The following is a 21,849-nucleotide window of genomic DNA, read 5'->3' as shown; positions in this document are numbered from 1 at the left end:
AGAGTCTCGGGGGCCTGGGGGTCGCCCCCCAGAAGAAACGACAAAGGCGACCCGGCGAGGCGGTCGAAGGCCGCCGAGCAGGATCGCCCTGAGTCTTGTGGAGCTATGGGGATTCGAACCCCAGACCTCCTCCATGCCATGGAGGCGCGCTACCGACTGCGCCATAGCCCCGTGAAGCTGTGCTTTGAAGTCTAACGGATGTGCGGGGGTGGATCGGACGTGTTTCGGCGCACGTGGGTGTGCGGGGGTGGTGTCCCTACCACGACACGTCCTCGCCCGGCCCGCCGGAATCCCGGCCGGACCGGAGTTCTATCCTGAAGGGGAGAGGCGGTGTCATGTCCGAGAACCCCCAGGTGAGAGCACTGCTGCGGTGGGAGGAGCACGGGGCGCCGTGGCGCGTGGTCGAGCAGACCCCCGCCCGTGCCACCGTGTCCCTGCTGACCTGTGACGACGGCACCGAGGTAGAGCGTCTGATCTCCTCGGATCCAGAGTTCCTGGCCCTGGTCGCCCGCCAGGCGGCGGACCCGGAGTCAGGCTCCGTCTGAACCCGCCCGGGCGCGAACGAGTTCGTCCCCGTGTTCGACCGCCCAGTCGGCCAGTGCCGACAGGGCCGGTAGCAGGCTGTGCCCGAGCGGGGTGAGGCTGTACTCGACGCTCGGTGGCACGGTGGGAAATACCTCTCTGTGGATCAGACCGTCCGTTTCAAGGCTCCGGAGCGTCCGTGTGAGCATCCGCTGACTGATGCCCTCGATCTCACGGTGGAGTCGATTGAATCGGCGCGGTCCTCTCCCCAGCAGGACCAGGAGCAGCAGAGTCCACTTGTCCCCCACCCTGCGCAGGGTGACGGTGACCGGACATTCCTCGTACTCCTGTGCCGGGACCGGGTCGGGAAGTTCCTCGGTCACGACAGAGGGCACATCCGTGTGCGTATCGGTCATGAAAGTGCCTTCTTCCCTCCGTCGACGGGGTTGCCGAGAATCGTAGTGCCCACCCGCACCTCCCACTCTGGAGCAGCCATGGTGACCGCACGACGCCCCCGCACCCTCGTGGTCAGCGGTGGCACCGACGGCATGGGACGCGCGTTGGCCCTGGCCCGGGCCGCCCTCGGCGACCACGTGGTCGCGATCGGCAGCGACCCGGGGAAAGGCACGCGCCTCATCGAGCAGGCCCCGCCAGGGCGGGTCGAGTTCCTGAGGGCGGACCTGAGCACCGTCGCCGGCACCCGCGAGGCGATCACCCGGATCACCACTGACCACGAGCACGTGGACGCCCTCGTTCTGTTCGCCAACCGCCAATCCCCCACCCGAACGATGACCCCCGAAGGCCTGGAGCGTACGTTCGCGCTCTACTACCTGAGTCGGTACCTGCTCTGCCACGGTTTGACCCCGGCACTGGCCCGCGCACCGGCCCCGGTCATCGTCAACGTCGCCGGCGTAGGCATGACCAAGGGCGGGATCCACTGGAACGACCCGCATTTGGAACGCGGATACGGCATGGTGACGGCCCAGCTCCAGGCCGGTCGGGCCAACGATCTCTTGGGGGTGGACCACGCCCGCCGCCATGGCGAACGAGTGCCCCAGATGCTCTATCACCCCGGTTTCACCCGAAGCGGCGACCTGACACCCCTGGCACCGCCCCTACGTCTGGTGCTCAAGGCGATGGCGCTGCTCGCGGCCCGTCCGGTGGAAAAGGCCATCGCTCCGATCCACGGTTTCGTCGACAGTCCGCCCTCCCGGCCCCTGACCGCGATCGATCGAAGCCGGCGATTGCCACTGGACCTGCCCACTCTCGACCCGGGCGACGCAACCAGGCTCAGCGAGCTGACGGAGGCCCTCCTAGTCGGCCTGGCCCCGGGGACTCCCCCGTGAGAAACGACAAAGGCGACCCGGCGAGCGCGTTCACGCGCGAGCAGGATCGCCCTGAGTCTTGTGGAGCTATGGGGATTCGAACCCCAGACCTCCTCCATGCCATGGAGGCGCGCTACCGACTGCGCCATAGCCCCTGGTCTGCCGGGCGGTTTCCCCGCTCGGCATGTGAGTACTCTACCGGATTTCAAGGGTGGGTCGAACCGGGGTCAAACGTTGGTCGTCCTCCCGGTGTCGACCCGGAGGCCGGGTCGGATCCCGGCCCTTCGTCATGGTCGGGGTTCGCGGCCGACCGCCTTGACGAGGGACAGCAGGCACATGTTGTGCGATTCGAAGGCGGGCACCTTCGCGACGGTGGTGTAGGTCCAGCCGGCGTAGAGGGTGGCCCACAGGTGCTGCTGGGCCCACAGGGGCGTGATGCGCGGGTCGATGGTGCCGTCCTCGTGGCCGCGTTCGATGAGTTCGTAGAGCGCGAGGTCGCTGGGGCCGCACTCCTCCTCGTCGTGTTCAGCGGCCATCTCCTCACCGCCGACGGAGAGCATGATGACCTTGATCAGCCCGAAGTACTCGGAGACCAGGCGCGAGAAGGCCTCGATGGCCGTGCCTTCGGTGGTGCGGGCGCGTGCGGTGGCCTCGTCGGCGAGTTCGTTGGCGTAGCCCTCCAGGGCCGCGACGAGGTCGGCGCGTTCGGGGAAGTAGCGCTGCAGGGTGCTGCGGGCGACCCCCGCCCGGGTGGCGACCTGTGACAGCGGGGCAGCCCGGTTCTCCGCCAGGACGTCGACGGCGGTCTCCAGGATCGCGCGGCGCGTGCGCGCGCGGGTCCTCGTCTCTTCCTCTGCGGGAGCGCTCTTCACCATGTCTTCATCCTAGAGGGATCGGTACTTGGTTGACAATAATCGGTCATTCATGACCTAATTCAGACCATGTCTGATCCTTCCTCGATATCCGATTCCCGATCCTCGCCCTCCCCTGAGCCACGCTTCGCTCAGCTACGGGTGCTCTGGTCCTTCATCCGGCCGCATCGGCGCAAGCTCCTGCTCGGCCTCGTACTGGCCCTGCTGGGTTCGGCCCTGGAACTGGCCAACCCGATGGTGATCAAGCTGGTCCTGGACACGGTGTCCGACGCCGGCAGCCTGGCGACGCCGGTGACGATCCTGTTGTGCCTGTTCGTCAGCGGCATGGTGTTCGGGCTGTGGCACTGGATCGTGCTGGGCACGGTCGCGGAGAAGGTCGTGCTGGACGCGCGCACGTCCCTGGTGCGCCGCTACTTCGGGGCGGCGATGCAGCCGCTGTCCAAGCGCCCTTCCGGTGAGCTCGTCACCCGGGCCACCTCCGACACCGTCCTGCTGCGCGAGGCCGCCTCCAGCAGTGTGATCAGCCTGATCAACGGTGGTGTCCTGCTGGTGGGAACACTCATCATGATGGGCGTGCTGGACATGGTCCTGCTCGGGGTCACCGTCATCGCGGTGACCATCGTCACGGTCCTGTTCCTCACCCTGATGCCCACCCTGGCCAAGAACCAGGAGAGGGCGCAGAACTCGCTCGGCCTGATGGGCGGGGTCCTCGACGGGTCCCTGCGCGCGATCCGCACCGTCAAGGCCGGCCGCGCCGAGGAACGTCTGGGCGACCAGATCCTGGAGCACGCCCGGGACGCCGCCGCGTACGGCATCCGGTCGGTACGCCGTGAGGCGGTGGCGTGGACGATCGCCTCCGGTGGCATCCAGCTGGCGATCATCGCGATCCTGGGACTGGGCGCGCTTCGGGTGGCCTCCGGCGAGATCGCCGTCTCCACCCTGGTGGCGTTCCTGCTCTACGCGTTCACGCTGATGACCCCCGTCATGGAGCTCTCCCAGAGCGTGACCACCCTGCAGTCCGGTATCGCCGCCGCCAAGCGCATCCGCGAGGTGGAGGCCATCCCCCTGGAACCCACCGCCGAGGCCCCCGTGCGGCACCCTCGCACCCCGTCCTCCGGACCGGACGACCAGGCGAGGGCCGCGGTCTCCGACAACGGTCACGGGAGCCCGTTGCTGGAGCTGCGCGGGGTCACCGCCCGGTACGCCCCGGGGGCCGAGGCCGCTTTGGAAGGGGTCGACATCACCATCCCTCGGCACGGGCACACCGCCATCGTCGGCCCGTCCGGCGCAGGTAAGACCACGGTGCTGTCGTTGCTGCTGCGTTTCCTCGAACCCGAGCACGGTGAGCTGCTGGTGGAGGGCAGACCGTACCGGGAGTTGTCCCCACAGCAGGTCCGGGCGCACTTCTCCTACGTGGAACAGGACACCCCGGTGGTGCCGGGCAGTGTCCGCGACAACCTGCTGTTCACCCGCCCCGAGGCCGGCGAGGACGAACTCCATCGGGTGCTGGACGACGTGCGACTGGCCGACAAGGTGGCCTCGCTGGAGCAGGGCTTGGAGACCCCGCTGGACGCCACCTCGTTCTCCGGCGGGCAGCGTCAGCGCGTCGCCCTGGCCCGGGCGCTACTGGGGTCCCCGGACGTGCTGCTGCTGGACGAGGCGACCTCACAGGTGGACGCGATCACCGAGGCCGCCATCACCGAGAGCGTCCGCCGGCAGGCCGACCGCGGCGCCGTGGTGACCATCGCGCACCGCCTGTCCACGGTCATCCACGCCGACCGCATCCTGCTTCTGGAGGACGGCCGGATCCGCGCGCGGGGAACGCACCGGGAACTGTTGGAACGGGACACCCTCTACCAGGAGCTGGTCGCGGCCCTGCACATCGCCCAGACCGAGGAACGCGGCCGTGAGCGGTCCGATCACGACGGTCAGGTGGCCGCCGGGGCGTCCCCGAACTGAGCCGGGCGCGGCGACTCGGGAAAACCCCACCGACCCGGGTCAGGAAACGGTGGCGGACCCGCGGGCACGAGGCGGCCCGGCCGTGACGGCGATCCGGTTCACCACCCGGGAGGCGGCCACGATCCTGCGGGTGGGGCCTCGGCGGGCACGGTCGTAGCGGGCCAGCGCCCGCCGGAGGGAAGGTTCGGCCACCAGGGCCTCGGTCAGGGCGACGGCGTCGATCAGGGACTCGCAGGCGCCCCGGCCGAGGTTGGGCGCCATGGCGTGCGCCGCGTCGCCGATGAGCACGTGGCGCCCCCTCACGTAGGGGCCGAACGCCGGCAGGTCGTACAGGGTCCTTCGGTCCACACCCTGAAACTCGACACCGGCCACGATCCGGGCGACGTCGGCGTACCAACCGGCGTACTCCCGGCGTAGGACGGTGGCGTGGACGGCCGGGTCGCGCGAGGCGAGTTCGGTCTTCGTGAGCAGGCGCCGGTCCAGGGCCGCGTACCAGTTGGTGGTGTGGGCGTCGAGCGGGGTGATGCCGAAGATCCGACGCCCGCCCCAGACCTCGGTCACCTGTTCCACCCTTCCGGGCAGCGTTCCCCGGTAGGCGACGGAGCCGAGGGGGCGCGGCGGGGCGGCCCGGGAGAAGGCGGTGCGTCGGACGAGGCTGTGGATCCCGTCGGCGCCGATCACCAGGTCGTGGCCGTGGTCGGGGGCGAGGTCGGCGGCGGTCACGGGGGTGTTCCACCGCACGGTTCCGTCGGGGAGCGCCGCGACCAGCAGGTCGAGCAGGGCGGACCGGGACACCAGGTGGCCGCCGCGGCCCTTCGCACCGAACAGGACCCGGCCATCGGGGCGGCGCAACCTCATCATGGACGAGTGTTCGGCGCGGGCGCGGACCTCCTCGCCCAGGCCGAGCCGGTCCAGGGCGGACATGGCGCCCGGCCACACGCCGAGGGCGCCGCCGATGTCGGGCGGGCCGGTGAGTCCTTCGCACACCTCCACCTCCCAGCCGCCGTCGAGCAGTCCGCGGGCGACCGCGAGTCCGGCGATCCCTCCGCCCACCACCAGTGCCGTTCCGCGCATCGATGTCACCCCGTCCGCTCTCGACGCGTTCTTACTATGATCGTAGTACCCCATTACTACGAATGTAGTATGCCCCCATGTCCCAGACCAGAGCCCGCGCCCTCGACGCCGCCATCGACCTGTTGGGAACCCGTGGCCCGCACGCCCTCACCCACGGCAAGGTGGACATCGAGGCCGGCCTGCCCAAGGGTTCGACCTCCAACCACTTCCGCACCCGCGACGCCCTCGTGCGCGGGGTCGTGGAACGTCTGGAGGAACTCGACCGTCGGGACTGGGCCGACCTGAACGGGCTGGAGGTGACCACGGTCGAAGGGCTGGTGGACACCATGGCGCTGTTCATCTCGGAGATGACCACCACCCACCGGGTACGGACCGTGGCCCGATACACCCTGTCGATGGAGGCCACCCACGACCTGGAGGTGCGCGCGTCCCTCGATCGCGGGCACGACCTCCTACGGACCTGGGTCGTCGAGATCCTCACCGACCTGGGCGCGACCACGCCGCGCACCGCCGCACGAACCCTGCTCGCCTACGCCGACGGGCTCATCATGCACGCGCTGCTCCGCCCCGAGGTGGTGGAACCGCGCGGGCAGTTCCTGCGTGTGGCCCGCGCCTGCCTGTTCCCTTGACCTCTCGCGCCCCGGACGCACCGGTGCCCCGGAAAGGTCCGCAGGGGACTCCCGGGGCACCGGTCTTCGGGTGAACCCGACCTCAGCCCTTCACCGCCCCCGAGGTCAACCCCGCCACGATCCTGCGTTGCAGGACGAGCGCGAAGGCGATGAGCGGGATGGACACCAGCACCGAGGCGGCCATGATCTGACCGATCGGGTTCTCGTAGCCGACCCTCTCGAAGGTGCCCACGAAGACCGGGACGGTCTGCACGTCGAGGTCGCGCGGGGCGAACGAGAAGGCGAGCAGGAACTCGTTGGTGGCGTAGACGAACGTGAGGATGGAGGCCGCCCCCACGCCCGGCGCGGCCAGCGGCGCCACCACCTTCAGGAACGCCTGGAACGGGGTGGCCCCGTCGACCTTGGCCGACTCCTCGATCTCCTTGGGGATGCCCGCGAAGAACGTCGTCAGGATGAAGATGGACAGCGGCAGGGTCAGTGCCACGTACGGGATGATCATGCCCGCGTAGGAGTTGAGCAGGTTGATCCCGGTCCAGTCGTTGAGCTGCAGGTACATCTGGTACAGCGGGTTGACCAGGGCGACCGGCGGGAACAGGGTCGCCACCAGCGTGGCCGCCAGCAGCGCGAACTTGCCGGCCAGCGGTAGCCGGGCCAGCGCGTACCCGGCGAGCGAGGCCACCGGGATGCAGATCAGCGTGGTCACCGACGCCACGATCAAGGAGTTGCGCAGCGGGAACAGGAAGCCCTGGTCCACGACCTCCTGATAGTTGCCCAGACTGAACGGTCCATTGAGGATGTTCGGGTCGGTCAACGCCACCGACCCCGTGCGCAGGCTGGTCATCCCCATCCACAGGAACGGGAACAGGCACCAGGTCAGCACCACCAACAGCCCCAGCAGCTTGAGCGTCGCGGTCACGGCCGGCGGGGTACCTCGTTTGGGACGGTGGGCCGCGCGGGTCGCCCCCCGGGTCTGTGCGGCGCTCATCGCTTCTCCTTCCGCCCCACGTCACCGACCATGTGGCGGCCCATCCGGCTGATGAAGGCCAGGCCGACGAGCATGACGATGACGAAGGTGACCGTGGACAGCGCGTTGGCGTAGCCCAACTGTGGTTCGGCGACCAGGAACCGCTGCGAGTACACCGACAGGGTCGCCAGCGAGTTCGAGTACCCGGAGAACACGTACGCGAAGTCGAACATGCGCAGCGCGTCCACGGTGCGGAACAGCAACGCCACCACGATCGCGGGTCGCAGTAGTGGCAGCGTGATGGTCCAGAACCGTTGGAACACGTTGGCGCCGTCCATCTTGGCGGCCTCGTAGTAGTCCTTGGGGATGGTCTGAAGTCCGGCCAGGAGCAGCAACGCGACGAACGGTGCGGTCTTCCACACGTCGGCGCTGATGATGCCGACCATCGACCACGCCGGGTCGCGGAGCCAGTTGATTTCGGTGCCCAGCACCGCGTTCACGAACCCGGGGTTGTGGTCGAACATGTACCGCCACACCTGAGCGGCCACCGCGGTCGGGATCACCCACGGCACCAGGATGACCGCGCGGGTCAGACCGCGGCCGACGAACGCCTGGTGCATGATGAGCGCGAACGCCATCCCGACGACGAACTCCAGGGACACCGAGGCGACCGTGAAGACCAACGTGTTCTGCGCGGCGTTCCAGAAACCGGGGTCGGTCAGGGCACTGACGTAGTTCTCGACGCCCACGAGGTCCCGGTTGAACCCCCGGATGTCGTACAGGCTCATCCAGACGGCGTAGAACACCGGGAAGAGCGCGAGCAACGCCATGAAGGCGATCGATGGTGCGAGGAAGATCCGCCCTATCGCCCGCTCCCCCAACCCGTCGGCGCGCCTGCGTACGGCTTTGGCGACGTCGGGGGCGAGATCCGTGGAATCGGACATCGCGCCTCTACTCCCCGTCGAGCGAGTCGTCGGCGGCGGTGTCCACGGCCTGCAGGGCGCTGTCCGCGTCCTCCTGGCCGAGGAAGGCCGGGTGCAGGTTGTCCTGGATCTCCAGGGACAACGAGTTGTACCCGGGCACCGGCGGGCGTGCGTGCGCTTCGGCGAGGATGTCGCCGAGCATCTCGAAGTTGGGGTCGTCGGCCTCCTCATAGGCGCTGAGCATGGTCGGCGGGAGGCTGTTGTCGGCGAGGATGGCCTGCGCCTCGGGGTCGGTGGCGGCCCAGAGCACGAACTCGCTCGCCAGCTCCTTGTTCTCGCTGAGGCTGCTGACGGCGTTGTTGAGTCCGCCCAGGGCACTGGTGCTGCCCTCACCGGTGAAGGTGGGCAGCGGTGCCACCGCGAAGTCTCCGGCGACGGCGCTCTCCTCGTCCTCCTCGCCTTCCAGGAGCGGGACGGCGTAGGGCCAGTTGCGCATGTAGACGGCCTCGCCCGACTGGAAGAGGGCACGGGCGTCGTCCTCGACCATGGAGTCGAAGCCCTCGGCGAAGAAGCCGTTCTCCTGCCCCTCGACCATGAAGTCCAGGGCGGTCTGGGCGGCGTCGCCCTCCAGGAACGTGGAGTTCTCCTGGGATTCGTCGAAGAGTTCGCCGCCCGCGGACCAGAACATCTCCAGGTAGGTGACGACGAAGCCCTCGTACTGGTCGCCCTGGCCGACGAAGGGTGAGATGCCCTCCTCCTCGGCGGCTTCCATCCCGGTCTCGTAGAGCTCGTCCCAGGTGGTGGGCGGCTCGTCGATGAGGTCGGTGCGGTAGTAGAGGAAGGCTCCATTGGAGGAGTAGGGCAGGGCGTAGAGCTCCTGTTTCCACTGGGAGCTGTCGATGGCGCCGGGCAGGCTCACGTCCTCGATGTCGCCGCGCATGTCCTCCAGGCTCTCGACGTAGCCGAAGTCGGCGAACTCCCCGGTCCAGATGACGTCCAGACCGAGCACGTCGAACTCGCCGGCCTGGGCCTGCAGGTCCTGGAACATGGCCTGCCGCTGTTCGTCGGCGGTGGGGGCGAGGAAGAACACCTCGACCTGCTGCTCGGGGTTGTTCTCGTTCCACAGGCGGGCCACGTCCTCGTGGATGTGCCGGTCGGCGCCGGTGACCGCCCACACGAACTGGGGATCGTCGGTCAGACCGGCGCTCTCACCCTCGGCGTCGGATTCCTGACCGGGAGGTTCTCCGCAGGCGGTGGCCAGGGTGAGGACCAGGGTCGCGAGGACGGCACCACCCGCGCGCCATGAGTGCCGCCGGTGCCATGGAAGTGCTGACATGCCTCTCTCCTTTGCGCGCCTCCACGGGAGAGCGTGAGGCACAGCGTCGAGGGATCGGGACAACGCCCGGTTCGGTTGTTTGAAAACGATGCCATCGACTATGTGACCTAGTCAACAGAAATCCTCGAAGCTTCTGCATCAAGCGTGGCGATAGCGATGATATTGCTGGTGAATCTGTTGAAAACGTTGCCATATGCGGGTGATCACTCTTACCGTGGAGGCATGAGCAAACACCCGCCGAGCATGCGGGACGTCGCACGTCGCGCAGGGGTCTCACTGTCCACGGTGTCCCGTGTGATGCGCGGCGTACCGGGGGTCGCCCCCGCCGTCCGCGAACGTGTGCGCAACGCGGCCGACGAACTGTCCTACGTGGTCTCGCGCAACGCCTCCGGTCTGGTCACCGGGCGCACCGGCAGGGTGGCGGTGATCGTTCCGTTCCTGCAACCGTGGTTCTTCGGATCGGTCCTGGCCGGCATCAGCGACGGCCTACAACGAGCGGGCCTGGACATGCTCGTCTACCAGGTGGGCGAGCAGCGCGGACAGCGCGGTTGGACACGTTCGCTGCCGCTGCGACGCAACTGCGACGCGGTCATCACCGTGTCCATGGACCTGTCGGCCGAGGAGTGCCGGCACCTGGACGACATCGGCGTACCCCTCGTCCTCACCGGGCAGCGTCTTCCGGAGCGGGCCGGGGTGTTCATCGACGACCGGCAGGGGGCCGCCAAGGCCACGCGCCACCTGCTCAACCTCGGTCACACCCGAGTGGCCTTCATCGGTTCCGAGGCCGGTTCGTGGCGCAGCCTGAGCTCACGGGACCGGTTGGAGGGTTTCCAAGGCGCGATGGTCGAAGCCGGACTCGACGAGTGGAGCGTGTTGAGCACACCCGGCCACCGAGGTGGCGAACTCGCCATGGGCGAGCTCCTCTCCGACCACCGTCCCCCCACCGCCGTCCTCGCCGAGTTCGACGACATCGCCATGGGTGCGCACCGCACGCTGCGCCGGTCCGGTATCCCGGTACCCGGGTCGATCTCGCTCATGGGTTTCGACAACCACGAGGCCGCCGCGATCCTGGACCTGACCACGGTCGACCAGTCGCCCCGCGCGATCGGAACGGCCGCGGCCGACCTCACCGTGGACATCCTCTCCGGCGAGGCCCCACCGGACCGACACGTGGAGATGCCCACCCGGCTCATCCTCCGACAGTCCACCTCGGCCCCGCACCGACGCCAGGGACCGTCCTGAGCCGACGACCGACCATGCCCGAAGGAGAGAACATGCGACCGTGGTGGCGCGATGCCGTCCTCTACCAGGTCTACCCCCGCAGCCTCGCCGACTCCGACGGTGACGGGGTGGGCGACCTGCGCGGAATCACCGACCGCCTGGACCACGTGGCGGAACTGGGCGCCGACGGGATCTGGCTGTCGCCGTTCTACCGTTCGCCCTGGGCCGACGGTGGCTACGACGTGTCCGACTTCCGCGACGTCGACCCCCTGCTCGGCACGCTCGCCGACTTCGACACCATGGTCGAGGCGGCGCACGCCCGCGACCTGCGGGTGATGATCGACATCGTGCCCAACCACACCTCCGAGGAGCACCCGTGGTTCCGGGCCGCGCTGGCCTCCCCCGACGCACCCGAGCGGGACCTGTACGTATTCCGGGACGGACGCGGACCCGAGGGTGCCGAGCCGCCCACGAACTGGCGTTCCACCTTCGGTGGGCCCGCGTGGACCCGGGTGCCGGACGGGCAGTGGTACCTGCACATGTTCGCCCCCGAGCAACCGGACCTGAACTGGGACGACGAGCGGGTCCGTGCGGAGTTCCGGGAGGTCCTGCGGTTCTGGAGCGATCGCGGCGTGGACGGTTTCCGCATCGACGTGGCCTACGCGCTGGTCAAGGACCTGGAACCGCTGCGCGACCTGATCCTGGTGGACGGTGGCCGATTCGAGGACATCGCCGCCAACCCCGATCACCCCTTCCTGGACCGGCCCGAGGTGCACGAGGTGTACCGGGATTGGAACAGGGTGCTGTCCGACTACGACCCGCCGCGCACGACCGTCGCCGAGGTGTGGCTGCCCGGGGATCGGCGGGTGCGCTACACCCGACCCGACGAGCTCGACCAGGCGTTCAACTTCGAGTACCTCATGGCCCCCTGGGACGCGGACGCCTACCGACGGGTGATCGCCTCCTCCATCGCCGACGCCGCGAGGGTGGGCACCGTCCCCACCTGGGTGACCGGCAACCACGACGTGGTGCGCAAACCCTCCTCGCTGGGATTGCCCGCGGGCACCGACCCGCGCCGCTGGCTGCTGTCCGACGGCCGTGACCCCGAACCCGATCACGCCTTGGGCCGGGCCCGCGCCCGTGCGTTGACGCTGCTCACGCTCGCCCTGCCGGGGTCGGCCTACGTCTACCAGGGTGAGGAGCTGGGGTTGCCGGAGGTCGCCGACCTGCCGAGCGACGCGTTGGAGGACCCCCGATGGCGGGGCAGCGGGCACACCGACAAGGGTCGGGACGGTTGTCGGGTCCCCCTGCCCTGGACCCGGGAGGGCACCTCGTTCGGGTTCGGCCCGGGAGGTTCCTGGCTCCCCCAGCCCGAATGGTGGGGTGAGTACGCGGCCCAGGCACAGGAGGAGGACCGGGGTTCGACGCTGTGGCTGTACCGGAACGCGCTGCGGCTGCGTCGGGCCTTCTCGGGCGACGAGGTCCTGGTGTGGGACGACGCCCTGAACCGGGGCCCGGTGATCGCGTTCCGCCGGGGCGAGGTACTGGTGCTGGTGAACACCGGTCCCGAGCCGGTGCGGCTGCCGCGCGGGAAGGTGCTGCTGTCCAGTACCGACGTGGCGACCGAACTCCCCGCCGACGCCGCCGTGTGGTTGGGCGACGTCTAGGGATCGACGGCGGCGGCGCAGCGGCGGGCCTGGTCTCGGAAGGCCTCGGCCAGGCCCTCGGGACCCTCCACCAGGGTGAAGTCGGTGTGCGTCGAGGTGACCATCCAGACCAGGTCGTGCGGGGTCTCCGCGCCCAGGTGCAGCAGGCAGGAACCCTCGTCCACGGCCTCCACGACGCCCATGCCGGGCCAGACGCGGTCGGCCACGCGTTCGGCCGTCTCGTGCAGGCGGACCACCGCACGGTAGGGCCAGGTCTGTGCGGACAGTCGATGCGACAGATAGGCGGCCGCGTCCCCCCGCGGAGGCACCCGAGGAGTGAACCGGGGGCCGGTGGGGGCGCGCGGGGTGAGGCGGTCCACCCGGAAACCGCGCCAGTCCTCCCGGTCGAGGTCGAAGGCGACCAGGTACCAGCGGTCGCCGAAACTGACCAGACTGTGCGGTTCCACCCGACGGACCGACGTGTCCCCGTGCGCCCCGGTGTAGTCCACGCGCAGCACCTCGCGGCGGCGGCAGGCCTCGGCGACCGCCATCAGCGTGTCGGCGGAGACCGTCGGGCCGGGCTCGACCCCGGCCCTCACGGTGGCGCCGTGCAGGGTGTGCACCCGCTGCCGCAGTCGTGAGGGCAGCACCTGTTCCAACTTGGCCAGCGCCCGCCCCGAGGCTTCCTCGATCCCGCCCACCGATCCCGCCGTACGCAGACCCACGACCACCGCGACGGCCTCCTCGTCGTCGAGCAACAGGGGCGGCATGGCCGCGCCGGGACCCAACCGGTATCCGGCGGCGCCCTGGGTGGCGTGGACCGGATAGCCGAGTCCACGCAGCCGGTCCACGTCCCGGCGCACGGTGCGTGTGGTGACGTCGAGACGTTCGGCCAGGTCGGCACCGGACCGGTCCCGGTGGGTCTGCAACAGGGCGAGGAGCGCGAGCAGCCTCGCGGAGGTCGTTTCCGCCATGCCCACATTCTCGCGTGCGGTGAGGACCGATCCCGACCTAAGTGGTTCCTAGCGTGTGCGCCATGACGAACCCACAGAAGATCAGTCCCTTCCGCGTCGACGTCCCCGAGGAACAGCTGATCGATCTCCGGTCCCGGTTGGCGGGTACCCGTTGGCCCTTCGAACTGCCCGGAGTCGGCTGGGACCGCGGGGTCCCGGTCGATTACCTCAAGGAGCTGGCCGAGTACTGGCGCACCCGTCACGACTGGCGGGCCGCCGAGACCGAACTCAACGCGCACCCGCAGTTCACCACCGAAGTCGACGGACAGAACGTGCACTTCCTGCACGTGCGCTCACCCGAAGCGGAGGCCACACCGCTGTTGTTGCTGCACGGTTGGCCGGGCGCCGTGACCGACTTCCTGGACGTCATCGGACCGCTCACCGACCCGCGGGCCCACGGCGGCGACCCCGCGGACGCCTTCCACCTGGTGATCCCGTCCCTGCCGGGTTTCGGCTTCTCGATCCCGTTGGCGGGCCCGGGGATGAACGCCTCCCGGATGGGCGGGATCTTCCTCGAACTGATGGCCCGCCTCGGGTACGAGCACTTCGCCGTCCATGGTTACGACACGGGTGCGTGGGTGGCGCCGACCATCGGTGAACAGGCCCCCGAGCGGGTCCTCGGTGTGCACGTCAACGGGATGATCACCTTCCCGTACGGCGACGAGGAGACAAAGGGCCTGTCCGAGCCGGACCAGCGGCGGTGGGACTCCATGCAGGACCACAACGACGGTTACCTCCAGTGCAACGCCAAGCGCCCGCAGACGGTGGCCTACGGCCTGACCGACTCACCGGTGGGGCAGCTGGCCTGGATGGTGGAGAAGTTCAAAGAGCTCTCGATGCCGGAGGAAGGGCTGCCCGAGGAGAGCCTGGACCGCGACCGGATGCTCACCTGTGTGTCCCTGTACTGGCTGACCGGTACCGCCGCCTCGGCCGCGCAGATCTACTACGAGGAGATGTCGGCGAGCGACTGGGGCGATTCAGAGGCCTGGGACGCCGACGAAAGCGGCGCCGGGGCCAAGAGGGTGCCGACCGGAGTGCTGCTGTCGGCCCACGACGTGACCGTACGACGCTGGGCCGAACGCGACCACGACGTGGTGCGCTGGACCGAACTCGACGAGGGCGGCCACTTCCTGTCCATGGAGAAGCCGAACCTGTTGGTCGGCGACCTCCGCGCCTTCTTCCGCGACCTGAAGTAGGCCCGACGAGCCTCGTGACCCGTGGCCGGGTCCGGCCACGGGCCCTTCGCTCGGCACCGCGCCTACGCGCAATATCCTGACCGCTTCCTCAGCGGGCCGTTCTGCACCGACCGACCGCCCTTCGAACGGAGCGGGGAGCTCATTGGACTCCCACCGCGAAGAACCGAACGAGGTGCCGACGGCACTGGAGACGACGACGTGATCACGACCCCTTCCCCCGACAACCACGTCCCCGCCGACCTCGACGCGCGGATGCGGCGCCTGTTGGAACGGCTCGTGGGCCGTGGCGACGTACACCACTCCTGCGTCGCCGTCACCGGCCGCGGCCACCACTGGGCGGCCGCGCGAGGCCCGGACGATCTCGGCTTACGACCCGAGACCCCGTTCTTCGTCGCGAGCGTCACCAAACGCTTCATCGTCACGCTGGTCCTCCAGGCCCACGAGCGCGGCGAACTCGACCTGGACACGCCGTTCACCGTCTACCTGCCCGAGGTCGCCGAGGTCCACGTCCTCGACGGGGTCGACCACACGCCCGCCATCACGCTGCGGCACCTGGCGAGCCACACCTCGGGGCTGCCCGACCACTTCGAGAAACGCCGTGAGGGGCGCAGTCTGAACGAGCACCTCGTGGCCGGGCGGGACATCGGCTGGACCTTCGAGGACACCCTGCGCACCACCCGCGAACAGCAGCGGCCGTACTTCCCACCCCAGGACCTCTCCACCGCGCGGCAGAAGGCCCGTTACTCCGACACCGGTTTCCAGCTGCTCATCCGTGTCCTGGAGCGGGCGACCGGCCGTTCTTTCGGTGCTCTACTCACCGAGCGGATCCTCGGCCCCCTGGACCTGAAGGGCACCCGCCCGCCCGGCTCACCACCTCCAGGGACGTCCCCGCTGCACACGAGACAGCGCCGAGTCGAACTCCCCGCCCTGCTCGCGTCCAGCAACGACCTGTACAGCACCACCGGTGACCTGATCACCTTCCAACGGGCGCTGCTCGACGGAAGGCTCCTGGACGACCCACGCCCGCTCACCGAACGCCGCAACCGGCTGCGCAACCTCCCGATGATCCACTACGGGCTGGGCACCATGTACTTCAACGTGCACCGGCTCATGACCGGTGGGCGAGCACCCCTCACCCTCGTCGGCCACGCCGGCGGTACCGGGACCTGGCTGTTCCACTGCCCCGAACTGGATCTGCACCTGGCCGGGACCATCGACCAGACCAAGGGGGCCGCGGTCCCCTTCCAGTACCTGGCCGGATTCCTGAACGCCTGGCGGGCGCCGTGAGCCCTCTCCCCCGAAAAAACAAGGCCCGCACGGAAAGGTTGCGCAGCAACCGACCATGCGGGCCCACCGGGGGCTGGGGGTCGCCCCCCAGAAGAAACGACAAAGGCGACCCGGCGAGGCGGCCGAAGGCCACCGAGCAGGATCGCCCTGAGTCTCGGGGGTCTGGGGGTCGCCCCCCAGAAGAAACGACAAAGGCGACCCGGCGAGGCGGCCGAAGGCCACCGAGCAGGATCGCCCTGAGTCTCGGGGGTCTGGGGGTCGCCCCCCAGAAGAAACGACAAAGGCGACCCGGCGAGGCGGCCGAAGGCCACCGAGCAGGATCGCCCTGAGTCTTGTGGAGCTATGGGGATTCGAACCCCAGACCTCCTCCATGCCATGGAGGCGCGCTACCGACTGCGCCATAGCCCCTTGTGGGAGTCGCCGGGGCTCACGCCCTGTCGACTCCCTGAACTTTAGCGGATGATCGGCTGTTCGTCGAAACGGAATCAGGCGTCGTCGCTGAGGACGACGGGTTCGGGGAGGCTGGCGGCGTTGTGTTCCATGAGGCGCCAGGTGTGGCCGCGGGCCTGGAGAACGGACCAGCAGCAGTTGCTGAGCGGTCCGAGGAGTTCACGGCGTTCATCGGGAACGTCGAGCATGCGGGCGATCCCGACGCGGAGGGCGGCCCCGTGGCTGACCATGACGAGGAGACCGCCGGCGGGGGTCTTGGCGAGCCCGCGGTCGATGGCGGCGCGCATGCGGTCGCCGACGTCGGCGATGGCCTCCCCGTCGGGGATGTCCATGGTGGGATGTTCGGCGGGCCAGCGTTCGGCGAGTTCCGCCGCGGTGTGCCCTTCCCAGGATCCGCCGTAGCGTTCGCGTAGGCCCTTGTCGTATTCCACCGGGAGCCCACTGGCGCGTCCGAGGTATCCGGCGGTGTCGGCGGCGCGTTTGAGGTCGGAAGCGACGATGAGGTCGGGGTTCAGCGTGGCGAGCAGCCGACCGGCCCGTTCGGCCTGGGCGTGGCCGACCGGGTCGAGGTCGATGTCGGTCTGCCCCTGGAAGCGTTTCTCGACGTTCCAGGCGGTACGTCCGTGCCGCCAGAACAGCACACGAGGGGTGTCACTCACGTGGTGTGTCTCTCTTGTCCGGCGACCGGTGCGGCCGCGTGGGCCTTCTACTCGTCCAGCGGGGTGCGTTCGGCTCCGCGCGAGCCTTCGGGAAGCTCGATCTCCGGGCAGTCCTTCCAGAGCCGTTCGAGCCCGTAGAAACCGCGCTCCTCCTCGTGCTGGACATGGACGATGATGTCGGCGTAGTCCAGCAGGACCCAGCGGCCGTCGCGTTCGCCTTCACGTCGGACGGGCTTGGCGCCGGACTTGATGCGCAGCTGGTCCTCGACCTCGTCGACGATGGCGCGGACCTGGCGGTCGTTGGGCGCCGAGCACAGCACGAACGCGTCGGTGATGATGAGTTGTTCGCTGACGTCGTAGGCGATGATCTCTTGGCCGAGCTTGTCGGAGGCGGCCTCTGCGGCGACCTGGACGAGTTCCACTGCCCTGTCGGTGGCTGTCACGTTGTGATTGCTGCCTTCACTTGATCGGGTGTCGACCGGCGACGGTTACGGTCCGTCGCCTCATGGCTCCAGGTAGAGCCCGGTCTTGTTGATGTAGCGGACGATGCCCTCGGGTACCAGATACCAGACGGGTTCGCCCTTGCGGACGCGTTCGCGGCACTCGGTGGAGGAGATGGCGAGCGCGGGTACCTCCACCAGGGAGACCTTGCCTTCGGGGAGGCCGGTGTCGCTGAGACGGTGTCCGGGCCGGTTACAGCCTACGAAATGCGCGAGGTCGAAGAGTTCATCGACGTTGTGCCAGCTGAGGATGGCGCCGAGGGCGTCGGCTCCGGTGATGAAGTACAGCTCCACGTCGGGCCCGTAGGTGGCGCGCATCTGGCGGAGGGTGTCGATGGTGTAGGTGGGACCGGAGCGGTCGATCTCGACGCGGTCGACCCGGAACTGGGGGTTTTCGGCCGTGGCGATGACCGTCATGAGGTAACGGTCCTCGGACGGAGTGACCTTGTCCGGATCCTTCTGCCAGGGTTGCCCGGTGGGGACGAAGACGACCTCGTCGAGGCCGAAGAGGTGGGCGACCTCACTGGCGGCCACGAGGTGGCCATGGTGGATGGGGTCGAAGGTGCCGCCCATGATTCCGACCTTGGTCGGGACCGCGCCGGCTCGTCTCGGTCTCAGCGCGGGTTCGCCCTGGTGGGAGGCGCCGGTGGCCTGTTCCGTCACTGTGCGCTCCATTTCGCCGTGGTCACTGCCCTATTTGCCGCTTTCGGCCATCTGAGGTTAGCCGACCCGAGGCATCGGAAGGTGGGGGCGTGCCGTGCTGTCGCCGCCTTGAACTGCTCGAACAAGGCGTGCGCCCGCATCCTTCCCCGCAGGTCGTGAAGGACGGACCAAAACACGTCATATCTCGTTTGGCCAAAACCGTGGCCAAGCCGCATCGTGACGCATAGCATGCCGATATGGCCAACTCACCAGACCGTGTCCGCGCCCGGCTCACCGATATCTCCCCGCGTGCCTACGAGCACCCCGCCGATCGTGGTGCCCTGGTCGCGCTGCGGTCCTTGACCGGTTTCGACACCCTCGTCAAGTCCGTGTTCGGGCGGATCAACGAACGCTCCCTGCGCCTGATGTTCCTTTCCAGCGCCGTGCGGGTCAGCCCGACCCAGTTCCCCGAACTGCACGACTACCTGCGCGACGCCGCCTACGTCCTGGACCTGGACGAGGTGCCCGAGCTCTACGTCAAGATGGACCCCCAGCCCAACGCCATGGCGATCGGCCGCAAGAAGCCGTTCATCGTCATGACGACCGGCCTGTTCGACCTGTTCGACGCCGAGGAGAAGCGGTTCGTCATCGGGCACGAGGTCGGGCACGTGCTCAGCGGCCACACCATCTACCGCACGTTGCTGTTGTTGCTGGTGTGGCTGTCCACCAAGATCATGTGGATCCCGTTGGGCGCCATCGCCATCCAGGCGATCATGGCGGGGCTGCGGGAGTGGCAGCGCAAGTCCGAGCTGTCCAGTGACCGGGCCGGACTGCTCGCCTGCCAGAACCCGGACGCCGCCAAGCGTGCCCTGATGAAGCTCGCCGGTGGTTCCAACCTGTCCCAGATGAACCCCGACGCGTTCCTGGAGCAGGCCCGCGAGTACGAGGGCGGCGGCGACGCCGTGGACAGCGTACTGAAGCTGATGACCACCATCCCGACCACGCATCCCTTCGCGGTGGTCCGGGTGGCCGAGCTGCACCGGTGGGTGGAGAGCGGCGGGTACCAGCGCATCGTCGACGGCGAGTACCCCCGTCGTTCCACCGACCGCGACGCCAGTGTCTCCGAGGAGGCCGGCAACGCCGCCAGGTCCTACCGGGAGGAGTGGAACCGCACCAGCGACCCGCTGGTCAGCACCCTGCGCGGGGTGGCCGGTGGGGCCGGGCGCGCGGGCGGCCGCATCTTCGACTCGATGGCGGACCGCTGGCGGAACGGCGGGAACCAGGCGGGTGACCAGGGCGACTCCGGTCCGGGCACCTCGAACGGCTCGAACGATTCGAACAGCTCGAACGGCAACTGATCTCGGCCGGCACGCGGTCTCGGGTAACGGCGGGGGTGGAGAGCGGGACCTGTGCGTCCGGCTTCTCCTCCCCCGCCGTTCGTCGTGCCGGCGGGTCAGACGCCCCCGGTCCGCGGCGACGCCGCCTTGGACCTGGGAACCACCAGCACGGCGATGGCGCCGATCAGCGCGGGCAGTGCGAACGCGTAGAAGTTGACCGCGATGCCCATCCCGGAGGCCATCACCAGGCCACCGTAGATGGGGCCGATGATGGCACCGATCCGGCCGATGGCCAGCGCCCAGCCGAGCCCGGTGGCGCGCAGGGCCGCCGGGTAGAAGTTGCCGGTGTAGGAGTTGACCAGGATCGTGGTCCCGATCGTGCAGGCACCGGCCAGGGCGACGAACACGTACAGCAGCGCGGTGGGCGGTTCCAGGCTCATCGCCAGGATGCAGGTCATCGCGATGACGAACATGGTGGTGACCACCGGCCGTGATCCGAACCGGTCGGCGAGCGCGCCGCCGGCGGGTGCCCCGATGATGGCTCCGGCGTTCAGCACCAGCAGGAACGTCAATGAGGATCCCAGCGGGAAACCGGCGGAGAACATGATCCCGGCCAGCCAGGTGTTGAGCCCGTAGACCAGCAACAGACCCATGCCGTTGGCGACCCAGAACAGCAGGGTGCCGGCGAGGAGACGACGACCGAAGAGTGCGCCGACGTTGCTCATGGCGCCGCGTTTCTCCCCGGCCGGCGCGGCGGTGTCGGGTTCCTCCAGGGTGACCCCGTACCGGGCGGCCAGGGCCCGGGCTTCTTCCTCCCTGCCTCGGGCCCGCAGGTAACCGGGCGACTCGGGCAGGGCGAAGTAGGCCAGCGGCACCAGGATCAGGGCGGGCAGGGCACCGATCCAGAACATGGTCTGCCACTCGAAGATCGCCAGGACCGGGATGGCCACCAAGGCCGCGCAGATGCCGCCGATGGCGTATCCGCTGAACATCAACGCGTTGGTCATGTTCCTCTTGCCGGGCTCCGCGTACTCCATGGTCAGGGCAATGGCGGTGGGGATGACACCGCCCAGCCCCAGCCCGGTGAGGAAGCGCAGCAGTCCGAAGACCTCGGGGCTGGGCGCGAACGCGGTGAGCACCATGCCCACGGAGAACCAGAGGACGCAGCCGATGATGATGCGGCGCCGGCCGACGAGGTCGGTGATGGTGCCGATGAGCAGTGCTCCCAGCAGCATGCCGATGAGCGCGTAGGCACCGAGGGTGCCGGTCTGGGTCTCGGTGAGACCCCACTGCTGGTCTTCGAGGATGCTGGGGACGACGGCGCCGTAGACGGTCAGGTCGTAACCGTCGAGGATGATCGCGAAAGCGCAGATGGCCACGACGATCAGCCGTTTGTGCCGGCTCACCGGCGGACCGTTCGCTCCGGGTGTGTCAGGGGTGCCGGGTGTATCGGAGGTGGAGGGGTTCGGTCGTCTGGAGCTCATGGGCAGGCCCGCCTTCCGGGGGGAGGGATGGGTCGGCACGCCCTTGTGCCGTTGTGGGACCCCGGCGGCCGGGTGTGGTGGATCAGCCGGTGCCGAGGGTGGCACGCACGGTGCGCCAGGCGGTGTGCGCGGGATCGATGACGGCGAAGTGGTCGGCTCCGGCGATCTCGTGGTGGTCCACGCGGTCGCCGGCGGCTCGGGCCGCGGCCGTGTAGTCGCGGCTGTGTTCGACGGGGACGCGTTGGTCGTCGGCGCCGTGCACGATCAGTTGTGGGACTCCGATGGGCAGCCGGTGCAGGGGCGAGGCTTCCGCGTACAGCTCCGGGGCGGGGTCGGGGCCGAGGAAGGGTGCGACGGCGTCCTCCCCCAGCCCGGCGTCGGCGCAGCGGCGCAGGTCGGTGATGGGTGCGAGGGCGACCACGGAGGTGATGAGGGAGTCGGCGGCGGTCATGAGGCCCAGGTGGCCACCGGCGGAATGTCCGATGGCCACCACACGTGAGGTGTCCAGCCCGCCTTCGCGGTCGGCGGTGGCGGCGATCAGGTCCAGGGCACGAGCGACGTCGTCGACGGTCCGGGGCCAGCCACCGCCGTCGGCCCCGGTGCGGCGGTACTCGACGTTCCACACGGCCCAGCCGGCCTCGGCCAGGTCCTCGGCCAGGGGGTCCATGAGGTGCGCGTCGTGCAGGTCCCGCCACCAGCCGCCGTGCAGCAGGACCGCGACCGGGGCGGGACCGTCGTCCCGTCGGGGCGCGTGACGGTGGACGATCTGGCTGGGGTGGTCACCGTAGGCGATCGACACCATGGTCTCCC

21 protein-coding genes and 3 tRNA genes are annotated in these 21,849 nt (G+C 69.1%); 9 read left to right on the top strand and 15 right to left on the bottom strand.

Annotated features, from left to right (window positions below; translation table 11 throughout):
* Positions 1-98: 98 nt before the first annotated feature.
* A tRNA-Ala gene (locus BQ8420_RS22675) sits at positions 99-171 on the bottom strand.
* Between the two features lie 164 nt (positions 172-335).
* On the opposite strand from BQ8420_RS22675, the gene BQ8420_RS22670 reads away from it, so the two are divergent.
* Positions 336-545, top strand: coding sequence for a hypothetical protein (locus BQ8420_RS22670; protein ID WP_087101178.1), 210 nt, complete (start codon positions 336-338; stop codon positions 543-545).
* Here BQ8420_RS22670 and BQ8420_RS22665 read toward each other — a convergent pair.
* Complete coding sequence (locus tag BQ8420_RS22665; protein WP_087101177.1) at positions 531-938, bottom strand: helix-turn-helix domain-containing protein; 408 nt, start codon at positions 936-938, stop codon at positions 531-533. The two genes, BQ8420_RS22670 and BQ8420_RS22665, sit on opposite strands and share 15 nt — an antisense overlap.
* A gap of 78 nt (positions 939-1,016) precedes the next feature.
* Here BQ8420_RS22665 and BQ8420_RS22660 point away from each other — a divergent pair, with 78 nt between their 5' ends.
* The gene (locus BQ8420_RS22660; protein ID WP_087101176.1) at positions 1,017-1,868 is read left to right on the top strand and encodes an SDR family NAD(P)-dependent oxidoreductase; all 852 of its coding nucleotides are present in this window, start codon (positions 1,017-1,019) and stop codon (positions 1,866-1,868) included.
* Between the two features lie 61 nt (positions 1,869-1,929).
* Here BQ8420_RS22660 and BQ8420_RS22655 read toward each other — a convergent pair.
* Positions 1,930-2,002 (bottom strand) — tRNA-Ala (locus tag BQ8420_RS22655).
* Between the two features lie 132 nt (positions 2,003-2,134).
* Entirely contained in the window at positions 2,135-2,722 is a 588-nt protein-coding gene (locus BQ8420_RS22650) for a TetR/AcrR family transcriptional regulator (protein ID WP_143847492.1), read from the bottom strand.
* Positions 2,723-2,860: 138 nt separating this feature from the next.
* Here BQ8420_RS22650 and BQ8420_RS22645 point away from each other — a divergent pair, with 138 nt between their 5' ends.
* A complete protein-coding gene (locus BQ8420_RS22645; RefSeq protein WP_087101175.1) occupies positions 2,861-4,678 on the top strand; it encodes an ABC transporter ATP-binding protein in 1,818 nt (605 codons plus the stop codon).
* A 39-nt stretch (positions 4,679-4,717) separates the two neighbouring features.
* On the opposite strand, the gene BQ8420_RS22640 is transcribed toward BQ8420_RS22645, so the two are convergent.
* Entirely contained in the window at positions 4,718-5,752 is a 1,035-nt protein-coding gene (locus BQ8420_RS22640) for an FAD-dependent monooxygenase (RefSeq protein WP_087101174.1), read from the bottom strand.
* A 77-nt stretch (positions 5,753-5,829) separates the two neighbouring features.
* On the opposite strand from BQ8420_RS22640, the gene BQ8420_RS22635 reads away from it, so the two are divergent.
* Positions 5,830-6,381 (top strand): TetR/AcrR family transcriptional regulator, encoded by a 552-nt coding sequence (locus tag BQ8420_RS22635; protein WP_087101173.1) that lies wholly within the window; start codon positions 5,830-5,832, stop codon positions 6,379-6,381.
* Positions 6,382-6,463: 82 nt separating this feature from the next.
* Here BQ8420_RS22635 and BQ8420_RS22630 read toward each other — a convergent pair whose 3' ends face one another.
* The 3 genes from BQ8420_RS22630 to BQ8420_RS22620 all read right to left on the bottom strand — a co-directional run bounded on the left by BQ8420_RS22630 (position 6,464) and on the right by BQ8420_RS22620 (position 9,604).
* Entirely contained in the window at positions 6,464-7,366 is a 903-nt protein-coding gene (locus BQ8420_RS22630; RefSeq protein WP_087101172.1) for a carbohydrate ABC transporter permease, read from the bottom strand.
* Complete coding sequence (locus tag BQ8420_RS22625; protein ID WP_087101247.1) at positions 7,363-8,211, bottom strand: carbohydrate ABC transporter permease; 849 nt, start codon at positions 8,209-8,211, stop codon at positions 7,363-7,365. The genes BQ8420_RS22630 and BQ8420_RS22625 overlap by 4 nt, the downstream gene beginning before the upstream one ends.
* Before the next feature lie 85 nt (positions 8,212-8,296).
* Positions 8,297-9,604: an ABC transporter substrate-binding protein gene (locus BQ8420_RS22620; protein ID WP_087101171.1), complete on the bottom strand. Its 1,308-nt coding sequence runs from the start codon at positions 9,602-9,604 to the stop codon at positions 8,297-8,299.
* Positions 9,605-9,826: 222 nt separating this feature from the next.
* Between BQ8420_RS22620 and BQ8420_RS22615 the strand changes: the two genes are divergently transcribed.
* Together BQ8420_RS22615 and BQ8420_RS22610 are read left to right on the top strand one after the other, a co-directional pair.
* Complete coding sequence (locus BQ8420_RS22615) at positions 9,827-10,846, top strand: LacI family DNA-binding transcriptional regulator (protein WP_200816053.1); 1,020 nt, start codon at positions 9,827-9,829, stop codon at positions 10,844-10,846.
* A gap of 32 nt (positions 10,847-10,878) precedes the next feature.
* Positions 10,879-12,492, top strand: a complete 1,614-nt coding sequence (locus BQ8420_RS22610; protein WP_087101169.1) for an alpha-amylase family glycosyl hydrolase — start codon at positions 10,879-10,881, stop codon at positions 12,490-12,492.
* Here the strand turns inward: BQ8420_RS22610 and BQ8420_RS22605 are convergent.
* A complete protein-coding gene (locus BQ8420_RS22605; RefSeq protein ID WP_087101168.1) occupies positions 12,489-13,445 on the bottom strand; it encodes a YafY family protein in 957 nt (318 codons plus the stop codon). The two genes, BQ8420_RS22610 and BQ8420_RS22605, sit on opposite strands and share 4 nt — an antisense overlap.
* 62 nt (positions 13,446-13,507) lie before the next feature.
* Here BQ8420_RS22605 and BQ8420_RS22600 point away from each other — a divergent pair, with 62 nt between their 5' ends.
* Both BQ8420_RS22600 and BQ8420_RS22595 read left to right on the top strand, forming a co-directional pair.
* Entirely contained in the window at positions 13,508-14,680 is a 1,173-nt protein-coding gene (locus BQ8420_RS22600; protein ID WP_087101167.1) for an epoxide hydrolase family protein, read from the top strand.
* A 198-nt stretch (positions 14,681-14,878) separates the two neighbouring features.
* On the top strand, positions 14,879-15,967 hold the full coding sequence (locus BQ8420_RS22595; RefSeq protein ID WP_369825532.1) for a serine hydrolase: 1,089 nt from the start codon (positions 14,879-14,881) through the stop codon (positions 15,965-15,967).
* A gap of 335 nt (positions 15,968-16,302) precedes the next feature.
* On the opposite strand, the gene BQ8420_RS22590 is transcribed toward BQ8420_RS22595, so the two are convergent.
* From BQ8420_RS22590 to nadD, 4 genes are all read right to left on the bottom strand, one after another.
* Positions 16,303-16,375: transfer RNA gene (locus BQ8420_RS22590), tRNA-Ala, on the bottom strand.
* 77 nt (positions 16,376-16,452) lie between these two features.
* Complete coding sequence (locus BQ8420_RS22585; RefSeq protein WP_087101166.1) at positions 16,453-17,076, bottom strand: histidine phosphatase family protein; 624 nt, start codon at positions 17,074-17,076, stop codon at positions 16,453-16,455.
* Positions 17,077-17,123: 47 nt separating this feature from the next.
* On the bottom strand, positions 17,124-17,519 hold the full coding sequence (gene rsfS / locus BQ8420_RS22580; protein ID WP_087101165.1) for a ribosome silencing factor: 396 nt from the start codon (positions 17,517-17,519) through the stop codon (positions 17,124-17,126).
* 60 nt (positions 17,520-17,579) lie between these two features.
* Positions 17,580-18,251: a nicotinate-nucleotide adenylyltransferase gene (nadD, locus tag BQ8420_RS22575; protein ID WP_369825531.1), complete on the bottom strand. Its 672-nt coding sequence runs from the start codon at positions 18,249-18,251 to the stop codon at positions 17,580-17,582.
* 224 nt (positions 18,252-18,475) lie between these two features.
* On the opposite strand from nadD, the gene BQ8420_RS22570 reads away from it, so the two are divergent.
* The gene (locus BQ8420_RS22570; RefSeq protein ID WP_087101164.1) at positions 18,476-19,576 is read left to right on the top strand and encodes a M48 family metallopeptidase; all 1,101 of its coding nucleotides are present in this window, start codon (positions 18,476-18,478) and stop codon (positions 19,574-19,576) included.
* A 95-nt stretch (positions 19,577-19,671) separates the two neighbouring features.
* Here the strand turns inward: BQ8420_RS22570 and BQ8420_RS22565 are convergent, their stop codons facing one another.
* Both BQ8420_RS22565 and BQ8420_RS22560 read right to left on the bottom strand, forming a co-directional pair.
* Positions 19,672-21,039 carry an aromatic acid/H+ symport family MFS transporter gene (locus tag BQ8420_RS22565; RefSeq protein WP_235006427.1) on the bottom strand — a complete coding sequence of 456 codons (1,368 nt, stop codon included), beginning with the start codon at positions 21,037-21,039 and terminating at the stop codon, positions 19,672-19,674.
* A gap of 82 nt (positions 21,040-21,121) precedes the next feature.
* Positions 21,122-21,841: an alpha/beta hydrolase family protein gene (locus BQ8420_RS22560; protein WP_369825530.1), complete on the bottom strand. Its 720-nt coding sequence runs from the start codon at positions 21,839-21,841 to the stop codon at positions 21,122-21,124.
* Between the last annotated feature and the right edge of the window lie 8 nt (positions 21,842-21,849).

Origin of the sequence: Nocardiopsis sp. JB363, from assembly GCF_900143625.1 — a bacterium.
In the GTDB taxonomy this organism is placed as follows: Bacteria; Actinomycetota; Actinomycetes; order Streptosporangiales; family Streptosporangiaceae; genus Nocardiopsis.
This window is presented reverse-complemented; position numbering and strand designations above follow the sequence as displayed.

What these genes read in the sequence shown, in the direction of transcription:
- BQ8420_RS22670 (WP_087101178.1), top strand. Translation starts at nt 336, where the DNA reads ATGTCCGAGAACCCCCAGGTGAGAGCACTGCTGCGGTGGGAGGAGCAC.
- BQ8420_RS22665 (WP_087101177.1), bottom strand. Translation starts at nt 938, where the DNA reads ATGACCGATACGCACACGGATGTGCCCTCTGTCGTGACCGAGGAACTT.
- BQ8420_RS22660 (WP_087101176.1), top strand. Translation starts at nt 1,017, where the DNA reads ATGGTGACCGCACGACGCCCCCGCACCCTCGTGGTCAGCGGTGGCACC.
- BQ8420_RS22650 (WP_143847492.1), bottom strand. Translation starts at nt 2,722, where the DNA reads ATGGTGAAGAGCGCTCCCGCAGAGGAAGAGACGAGGACCCGCGCGCGC.
- BQ8420_RS22640 (WP_087101174.1), bottom strand. Translation starts at nt 5,752, where the DNA reads ATGCGCGGAACGGCACTGGTGGTGGGCGGAGGGATCGCCGGACTCGCG.
- BQ8420_RS22635 (WP_087101173.1), top strand. Translation starts at nt 5,830, where the DNA reads ATGTCCCAGACCAGAGCCCGCGCCCTCGACGCCGCCATCGACCTGTTG.
- BQ8420_RS22630 (WP_087101172.1), bottom strand. Translation starts at nt 7,366, where the DNA reads ATGAGCGCCGCACAGACCCGGGGGGCGACCCGCGCGGCCCACCGTCCC.
- BQ8420_RS22620 (WP_087101171.1), bottom strand. Translation starts at nt 9,604, where the DNA reads ATGTCAGCACTTCCATGGCACCGGCGGCACTCATGGCGCGCGGGTGGT.
- BQ8420_RS22615 (WP_200816053.1), top strand. Translation starts at nt 9,827, where the DNA reads ATGAGCAAACACCCGCCGAGCATGCGGGACGTCGCACGTCGCGCAGGG.
- BQ8420_RS22610 (WP_087101169.1), top strand. Translation starts at nt 10,879, where the DNA reads ATGCGACCGTGGTGGCGCGATGCCGTCCTCTACCAGGTCTACCCCCGC.
- BQ8420_RS22605 (WP_087101168.1), bottom strand. Translation starts at nt 13,445, where the DNA reads ATGGCGGAAACGACCTCCGCGAGGCTGCTCGCGCTCCTCGCCCTGTTG.
- BQ8420_RS22600 (WP_087101167.1), top strand. Translation starts at nt 13,508, where the DNA reads ATGACGAACCCACAGAAGATCAGTCCCTTCCGCGTCGACGTCCCCGAG.
- nadD (WP_369825531.1), bottom strand. Translation starts at nt 18,251, where the DNA reads ATGGAGCGCACAGTGACGGAACAGGCCACCGGCGCCTCCCACCAGGGC.
- BQ8420_RS22570 (WP_087101164.1), top strand. Translation starts at nt 18,476, where the DNA reads ATGGCCAACTCACCAGACCGTGTCCGCGCCCGGCTCACCGATATCTCC.
- BQ8420_RS22565 (WP_235006427.1), bottom strand. Translation starts at nt 21,039, where the DNA reads ATGAGCTCCAGACGACCGAACCCCTCCACCTCCGATACACCCGGCACC.
- BQ8420_RS22560 (WP_369825530.1), bottom strand. Translation starts at nt 21,841, where the DNA reads ATGGTGTCGATCGCCTACGGTGACCACCCCAGCCAGATCGTCCACCGT.